The sequence below is a fragment of the Streptomyces sp. NPDC052721 genome (assembly GCF_040678315.1).
Taxonomy (GTDB): Bacteria; Actinomycetota; Actinomycetes; order Streptomycetales; family Streptomycetaceae; genus Streptomyces.
The window spans coordinates 1-7,677 of record NZ_JBFATL010000094.1 but is presented as its reverse complement, the minus strand read 5'-3'; the positions used below and the strand labels follow the sequence as shown (position 1 = coordinate 7,677).

Here is a 7,677-nt window from a genome sequence, read left to right as displayed (position 1 = left end):
ACCCGCGCCGCCGCGGCCTTCCGCCGCGTCTCCAGAACCGCCCGCATCGATGGCACCCGCCACCCCCACGACATATCGGCCAGCAACGGAGCGAGACTCCCGCGACAACCGCGATCTCATGCCTGAACAGCAGAAACCGCACACGAGGTTCGGAAAGAGAACGACCTCTTCATCGGCCCGTTCCCACCGTTGGAGTTGCCGGGGACGGGCCGATGCGCGTGCTACCCACGCCTGCCCATCGTGGTCAGCGGCGGATGTGAATCGTCACGTTGACGATCGTGCCGCTGGCGAAGACGGCACCGCCGAACAGTGCCACCGCGGGGATCGGCGCAGTGTCGCCACGGGCAGCCAGAAGACAGATGGCAACCATGGCGAATAGTGCACCGAGGGAAACTGCCACTTGGCTGACCTGCGCAAGGTGGGCTGTCGTTGCCCTGGGTGTACTGTTCCGTGTAGCTACAGGACGCATCACTTATGTAGGCCTATCTCCTAGGAGATGCGATCTCGGCGGCATTGGGGAGTCTCCGGTCGTGCCCTCCGCCCTGGAAAGCTTGGGCATGACCGTCGGGCTCCCCTTGTGCTGCCGGGACCACGATTACCGAGCGGGACGTACGTGCCCTGGCTGAAGCCGCCACCCTCCGCGAAGAGATCCACGATGTAGTACTGCACTGGCAGTTGACCGTGGACGCTTCATTGCGCATCCTGCACCCACCTCTGGCGGGAAAGCCAATCCGGCACCCATATGAGTCGTGAGAACACCCCTGGGAATCACACGAACGTGCCGGCGGCCAAGACCTGAGCCGCTGCCGTGGACGGGCCGTACGTGTTCGTGCCGCTCACGCGGCGGCTATCCCCACGGCGGGGCGGTGACCTGCATGTTGGTCCTGCCGAGCTGCCATCGGCCGGGGGCTGCTTGGTGGAAGGCGGGGAAGCGGTGCAGGAGCCTCCCCAGTCCGTCCATCTGCTGCCGGTGCGGTTCCTGCACCGAAGCCGGGAGCGCGGCGAGGATGTCGGTGCGGGTCATCGGCTCGGGCGCGCGGGCGAGCAGGCGGGCGACCTGCGAGAGCACGTCCTCACCGGCGGTGCCGCGCTGCGCCTGGGTCCAGTCGAGCCCGTGTACCTCGTGCTGGACGAATGGCTCGCCCAGGATCTTGAAGGCCTCCGTGCCGAACCGGGCAAGCTTTGCACGGGTGTCGCTGGAGAAGCGGCTGCGGTTGAGGTACGCGTAGGCGCCGGCGGCAGCAACCGCCACTCCGGCGGCCACCGGGTGGGCTCGGGCCAGTCGCGCCGCTTTGGCCAGGCCGTATCCGGCTCCCACGATCGCGGTGGTGCTGCCCTGCATGCCCGCCTCAGCCTTGCCGATCTTCCCCAGCACGCCCCGTACGGCTTCCCAGTTCGGGACGGCGACGCCTTGGCGTATCAAGTCACGGTCGGCGGCCAGGAGGACGACGGGGGCAAGTACGCCGGCGAGCTGGAGGATGCCGACGTCGCTGAGGTCCTCGTGGGCAAGTTTGTCGGCGGCCGCCGTCATGGGCAGTCCGTCCACGCAGACGACGTGCAGCAGCGGCACGTACTGCTGCCACCACAGCCGCTCCGCTCGGGCGAGGTCAAAGGTGCCGCCCTCGCGCTTGCGGTCGGCCAGCACGCGGGGGACTTCCGCCCACACGTAGTGCGGGATGAACCCGCGCAGCGTCCCGTGCCGCATCCCGGCGAGAATCGACGACGGCTGGCCCCGCTTCAGCGCCGCGGTGACGTCCGAGGTGAGCACCGAGGTGTCGAAGACTCCGAGCCGGAAGCCGCCGCCGGTCAACGGCAGGGGATAAGCGCTGCTGTACATGACGGGAGCGTAGGCTCACAACAGGTCCCTAGTGGACGGGTTTTCCCGAATGGCAGGACCTTGCGGCCGCGCTCCTGCCCCGCGACAGGTGATCTTGACCAGTTGCCGTGTGATCTTGATGGATACCGGGTTTTCGCCAGTTGATCTTGAGTGGCAGGGACGCTCCCGAATCTGACGGTGCGCAGAGCTCAACTCGACTGCCACGAAGGCATGTAGGGTCCCCGTATGAGTGCCACTGACGCTCAGGCCGCTGCGGCCTGGATGTTCCAGCAGATCAACGAGTCCCGTGCTCACGAGCTCTATCAGAGCGATGCGGTTGACCACATCGCGAAGAACTTCGACGACGGCCTGACCTACACCAACGACAACGGCAACCCGGCGATCCACAAGACGGTCTTGAAGGCATTCAAGGAGATCAGCGGGGACACCGTGGTCTGGAACAACGGGTGGAAGGGGTGGAGCTTGCGCAGCCCTCACGACCCGGTTGGCAAGCGGCGAGCCGACTGACCCGGTCGGGGCCTGAACCGTTGGCAGTACTGTTCTACCCGGACGCCGAGGGCCTCGAATTAGCGCTCCGACGGCCGAAGCGCGGATCGCGAAGTCAAGCTAATCCACGGCGCCGTCGCCGTCGGCACCGAGACGTCTCGCACGCGAGACCCCGACCCGGCCGCGGCCGCGCTCGGATACGGCCTGTCCCAGCGAGCCCTAATCGCCGTCTCGCCCCGTAGCGGCAACATCGCGGAGCTGATCGACTGGCCGCGCTCGCTCACAGCGACCTTCAGGCGCTCGATGAGCCAACGGTCCGTGCCGTGGTCCGTCAGGCCGTCTGCGATGTCCGTACCACCCCGCCTCCGCTGCCGACCGATCCGCTGGCGGATCCCGCGCTCGCGGCGCTGTGCGAGGAGATCGGCGAGTCCCTCGAGCACGGCCTCGCGCCCGCTGCTACGCACTGGCTGGGGACCGCCGCGCCCTGCATGGCACCGTCCTGTAGACCACCACCCCACCGTCTCCGGAGCCGAGCACGTCGTTCTAGAAGCTGTCGTGGGCGTGGGTTCTCACAGTCGGCAGGGCCAGCTTGAATCTGGCGAGGCGTTCTGCAGGGTCCGGGCCTTCGGTGACGATGCGCGTCAGGTCCTCCACGGAGTAGCGGACAACGGTCGGCAAGCCGGCGGCCTCGACCTCATCCGTGCTGGCGAGGTGGAACCCGCACAGCCCGCACAGGAGACCTTCGGCCGTCAGTTCCATGTCGAACAGCGGGGAGTCCTCGTCCACGGCCAGGAACAGAGCGGCGACTTCCCGGTCGCAGGCGGGGCACTGGCTCAGCGTCTGGAGCAGCGCATTTCCTGGACCGACCTCGACCACTATCAGCCCGCGCTCGCTTACCGCCTGCGCGGCGCCCTCAACCGCTCCGTCCGGCAGGTCGGCGAAGCGTGTCCGGAACCGGTGCCGGGCCTGGTCCATCCTCAGCCGGACGGCCTTCTGCAAGCGGTCTGCCCTGTCGTCGAGGATCACCTGGACCGTGTCTGACCACGACTCCCAAAAGGCTCCGCGGTCCTGCCTCACATGCTGTAAGAGCTTGTCCACGGTCGTCGTGAAGATCCCCAGGTAGTCCTCCACGTCCTCTGCACCAAGGTGAGCGACACCGTTGCGTAACTCGATCAGTCCGTCGAGGTCAGCAGCCTCGCTATTGGGCTTCTGCGGGAGGGCACCCATCTTCCGCAGCCGACCGATCGCTGTCGACGCGCCGATGGTCCTGAGCCGGGCCGGGGGTTCGGACAACTGCGCTCCCGCGAAGTGCAGCAGCATGTCGTCCTTGCCGTTCACCTCGGTGAGCAAGGTGGGATGGACAAGGACCAGTGCCGCCTTCGCCAGGCGTTCGACGCTGACGCCGGCGTGTAACAGGAAGACCTCCTGATCCTCTTCGGCGTGGGCTTCCATCGCCAGGCGCGCGAAGCGCTTGGCACCTTCATAGAGACGATCGAACGTGACCGGCGATTCCATGACCGGACGGTATCGACAGCCGCAGGCAGGGCGGGGGCATTTTCAGGGCGAAGCACGCCCTCCAGCAGCCCCACTCCGCCCTGACCACGATCGGGTGATCCGCTCGCCTGCCGGGTGTGTCGGCTACTCCTTACGGGTGACGGTTTGTCAGTCCTGCTGCGTACCGTCCCGGTTCATCACGACTCAACCGCGCCCTGGTGGCGCCTGTTGCCCAAGGCGGTGACTTGATGAGCCTGACCTCCGGGATTCACTGTCCACGCACCCCGCTGCGCCGGTTCCTGGACCGTGAACTGTCGGCCGGTGCCCACCCGCTGCGTAAGAGCTTCCGGGCTCAGGACCGCAGCAGCCAGATCCTGATGCCGGGGCCGGGCGTAGGCACGGAGGCCGGGAACGTCGGCACCGCGATCGGCTACCGGCTCCGCCTGGCATTCACCGCCGCCGAACCAGTCGACCACGTCGCCCGCCTCGGCATTCTGCTCACCGGCTCCTACGAATCCGACGCCCGGCAGCGGATGCGGGACGTGGGCGAAGAGCTCATGGAGCGCCTTCAGGAGACGGTCATGCGTCTGCAGCTCGACAACCGAGAGCTCCCGATGGACCGCGCCCATGATGAGGAGGAGGACTTGGCACGCCTGCTGATCGCAGCAGCCTGGTACCAGGTCAACTACCGCACCTCGATCGGCTTCGCCATCACCCCGCTGGCCATTGCCGCCCGTGAAGACCCCGGGGCCTTCACCCTGGACCGGCTGCTCCAGCTGCCGCACCCCGACATGGTGGACGACGTCGTCGCCCAGCTCTACAAGGCCGCCGACGGCCCGCTGAACGACTTGCGGACCCGCACACGGCCAGAGGACTGCACGCCAGCACCCACCTTCCCGACCGACCGCATCGCCGCAGACGCCGACCTGGCCGTCGACGGACTGCTGCTCGACTTCAAAAGCACCCGGTACACCCGCACCCCGCGCCAAGCGGAAGCGTGGCAGCTGACCGGCTACCTGCTGCTCGACACCGACGACCGGTACCGGATCGACACCCTCGGCCTGTACCTCTCACGCTCCGGCACGCTGGCCAGCTGGCCGGTGGAGGAGTACCTGGACCTGCTCGGAGCCTGCCGCCGCGAGATCCCCGCCTTCCGCGCCGCGTTCACCGAGCTGCTCGAAGGCTGCACGGCTGACGTCGAACCGTACGAGCAGGAGGAGGAAGACCGGGTCCGTGACCTCCTGAAGCGCCTGGCGCCCGTCGCCGCCCCCGGCCAGTGCCTGGTGTGCACCCAGCCCTGCCCTGCGTCCGGGCGTCGGCCCCGGGAGTTTTGTTCCTCCTGGTGCCGAGGCCGCGTCAAGTTCCTACGCAACAGGGGCCTGCTGCCCGGCGGCCCGGACGTGTTGCTCCCTCGGCCGCGCCAGCGCCTGGACCTGCCCGACGACGCGGAGATTGTGAGTCTCACACCCCGTTTCCCCAGGTAGACTCGCTGAGCTATGAGGCTGTGAGGTTGTGAGGTGGAGCTCGCGCACCGCGCTTCCGTACGCCCTGATGCCGCCCGCCGGCGCGCAGGACGGTGGAGTAATGGGCGAGCAGACCAGGACGACGCCCATTGTGGGCCTGTACGCTCCGTCGCTCCGCCGCACCTCGGAGAACCTCCGGCATCCGCTCTTCCGCAGGAATCTTCGCGGGATCTCCACGCAACCGCCGGGCGGGGGCGATTCTTGACGGGACCAACGACGGTGAGCTGCTTCTCCGGAAACTGCGCACCACCGACACCGAGGAGAGACAGATGGGGCGGGTCAAGGCACGCAAGGGGGAGACGTCGGGCGTACGTCCGGCTCGTGTCGGAGAAGGCGACGCGGTTCGGAACCTGCTTGCGGAGGTGGCCCGGGATGAGGAGGACCAGACGCTGCTGGCGGCGTCCTGTCATCTCCTCGACAGCGGGGTCGACACGGCCCGCTTCGCCGAGCCGTTCCGCCTGCTGGTCTTCGAGCGGCGCCGCACACTGCTGGGCGCGGTGCTGGTGCAGGGCGGCAACCTCGGTTCGAAGCCGGGCGACCACTTGGCTGAACTGGAGGCCTACCAGAACTTGTATGCCCAACAAGCTGGCATGCAGGCCAAGATGTTCGACCGGGTCAACGCGGTCACCGCGCACCTGGCCTTCATGGCTGTGGCGCCCACCTCCCGCGGGCAGGGCATCGGCCGGCAGTTGGTCCGTGCAGCCGTCGACATCGAGCGTCAGCGCGGCCGCCGGATGCTGACCGGCTACGTGTGGGACGACGATCTGGCGCTCATGTACGAGCGGTGGGGGTTCATCGTCTCCCCGCCGGAGACGGCCGGGTTCTTCCTGCGGGAGAAGGTCGGCAACCTGTACGCGCCCTCCGCTGCCGCGCTCAGCCTGACGGAGGGCTCCCGCCTGATCGTGCTGCCGCTCGTCCCCGAGGTGCGCGCTTACGACATCGGGACCGCGGACCAGCCGTTCCCGGCGGTGGTCGGTGTCGAGGAGCCGTTCGACCCGACGCACCTGGACACGCCGCAGGAGCTCAGCGAGATGAAGGAACGCATCGAGGCCTTCGCCCGGCAGCAGATGACCCTCTACGGGCCGGAACGCGCCCGCGCCATGTTCGATGCCTTCCTGGGCCAGTCCCGTAACTGAGGAGTGGGACCCCGACCGCTGCTCGACTACGGCCTGTCCCAGCGCGCCCTGATCGCCGTTCTCCGCCTGTACCGGCGACGTCGCGCCGCGGCCCCGGCCGTCGACGCGTAGGCCCGCACGGACGTACCGTGCGGGCCCTGGAGAGAGCGGCTGTTACTTCGCGGCGGTCGGTGCGGCGGCCGTCTTCCTCGGCCGCCCAACGCTGCGCCGGGCGATCAGGCCGAGCTCGGTGAACGTGGCGTCGCTGTCTAGCGCTCTGACCGGGAAGGTTCGCCGGGGCGACAGCTTCGCCTCGATAGTCTGCACGGCGTGATCGACTCATACGCGAGCTCCGACGATGCTGCAGTCGCGATAGCCGGGGCGCGGGCTGGCGCGGACGTGGTCCGCAGCATGTATGGCCAGCGGCTCAGCCGCATCGACAAGGGTGCCGGGGACTTTGCCACCGCCGCCGATGTGGAGGCAGAGAAGACTATCCTCGGCGTCATCCGTGCCGCACGGTCCGATGACGCAGTGCTCGGCGAGGAAGGCGGGCAGCAGGGCGCCGCCGATGCTGTGCGCCAGTGGTTGGTGGATCCCCTGTGCGGCACACTGAACTACGCCGTCGGCAACATGCTGGTGGCCGTCAACGTGGCGCTGCGCGACGGGGCGGCGGCGGTGGCCGACCCGTTCAGCGGCGAGGTCTTCTTCACCGACGGGGAGACCGCCTGGGTCCGGCATGACGGGGCCGACGACGCACTGCTGACGCCCACGCCCGCTACCCGATTGGTGGACGTCAACCTGGATCCGCCGTTCCCGAGTGCGCCGGGATTCCGGGCCGTGGATCTGCTGGCCCACCCTGAGTTCGTCGCACGTTTCCGGCCGCGCGTCGTATCCAAGACGCTGGCGCTGGCCTGGGTGGCTGCCGGCAAGCGCGCCGCGTATGTCACCGATGGCGGCGACCTCTCCAGGAGCGTGCATTTCGCGGCCGGTATCGCTGTGTGCCGGGCTGCTGGCTGCGTTGTCACCGGCATCGACGGTGCCCCGATAGGCGAGGCAGGTCGTGGGCTTGTGGTCGCCGCCGACGACGAGACCCACAGGCTGCTGATGTCGATGATGCGCAGCCGGAGCTAGGGTCCGTCTTCAAACGGATCTCGCCCAGAGCAGGAATGACGCGAGTGTGACCGCCGCTTCGTAGGAGGTGGCGGTCTTCTCGTATCTAGTG

The 7,677-nt window shown here is 68.0% G+C and carries 7 protein-coding genes; 4 read left to right on the top strand and 3 right to left on the bottom strand.

What is annotated here, in order from left to right:
- Positions 1 to 244: 244 nt before the first annotated feature.
- A complete protein-coding gene (locus AB0L21_RS39455) occupies positions 245 to 370 on the bottom strand; it encodes a hypothetical protein (protein WP_365788764.1) in 126 nt (41 codons plus the stop codon).
- Between the two features lie 477 nt (positions 371 to 847).
- Positions 848 to 1,837: a PIN domain-containing protein gene (locus AB0L21_RS39450; protein WP_365788763.1), complete on the bottom strand. Its 990-nt coding sequence runs from the start codon at positions 1,835 to 1,837 to the stop codon at positions 848 to 850.
- Between the two features lie 225 nt (positions 1,838 to 2,062).
- Here AB0L21_RS39450 and AB0L21_RS39445 point away from each other — a divergent pair, with 225 nt between their 5' ends.
- Positions 2,063 to 2,344 carry a hypothetical protein gene (locus AB0L21_RS39445; protein WP_365788762.1) on the top strand — a complete coding sequence of 94 codons (282 nt, stop codon included), beginning with the start codon at positions 2,063 to 2,065 and terminating at the stop codon, positions 2,342 to 2,344.
- Between the two features lie 522 nt (positions 2,345 to 2,866).
- Here the strand turns inward: AB0L21_RS39445 and AB0L21_RS39440 are convergent.
- A complete protein-coding gene (locus tag AB0L21_RS39440; RefSeq protein ID WP_365788761.1) occupies positions 2,867 to 3,838 on the bottom strand; it encodes a hypothetical protein in 972 nt (323 codons plus the stop codon).
- 227 nt (positions 3,839 to 4,065) lie between these two features.
- Here AB0L21_RS39440 and AB0L21_RS39435 point away from each other — a divergent pair, with 227 nt between their 5' ends.
- From AB0L21_RS39435 to AB0L21_RS39425, 3 genes are all read left to right on the top strand, one after another.
- Positions 4,066 to 5,301 (top strand): hypothetical protein, encoded by a 1,236-nt coding sequence (locus AB0L21_RS39435; protein WP_365788760.1) that lies wholly within the window; start codon positions 4,066 to 4,068, stop codon positions 5,299 to 5,301.
- 401 nt (positions 5,302 to 5,702) lie between these two features.
- Complete coding sequence (locus AB0L21_RS39430; protein WP_365788759.1) at positions 5,703 to 6,476, top strand: GNAT family N-acetyltransferase; 774 nt, start codon at positions 5,703 to 5,705, stop codon at positions 6,474 to 6,476.
- A gap of 309 nt (positions 6,477 to 6,785) precedes the next feature.
- Positions 6,786 to 7,586: an inositol monophosphatase family protein gene (locus AB0L21_RS39425; RefSeq protein ID WP_365788758.1), complete on the top strand. Its 801-nt coding sequence runs from the start codon at positions 6,786 to 6,788 to the stop codon at positions 7,584 to 7,586.
- Positions 7,587 to 7,677 lie beyond the last annotated feature (91 nt).

Excerpts from the sequence above, each read along its gene's own strand:
- AB0L21_RS39450 (WP_365788763.1), bottom strand. The coding sequence starts at position 1,837 with ATGTACAGCAGCGCTTATCCCCTGCCGTTGACCGGCGGCGGCTTCCGG.
- AB0L21_RS39455 (WP_365788764.1), bottom strand. The coding sequence starts at position 370 with ATGGTTGCCATCTGTCTTCTGGCTGCCCGTGGCGACACTGCGCCGATC.
- AB0L21_RS39435 (WP_365788760.1), top strand. The coding sequence starts at position 4,066 with ATGAGCCTGACCTCCGGGATTCACTGTCCACGCACCCCGCTGCGCCGG.
- AB0L21_RS39445 (WP_365788762.1), top strand. The coding sequence starts at position 2,063 with ATGAGTGCCACTGACGCTCAGGCCGCTGCGGCCTGGATGTTCCAGCAG.
- AB0L21_RS39440 (WP_365788761.1), bottom strand. The coding sequence starts at position 3,838 with ATGGAATCGCCGGTCACGTTCGATCGTCTCTATGAAGGTGCCAAGCGC.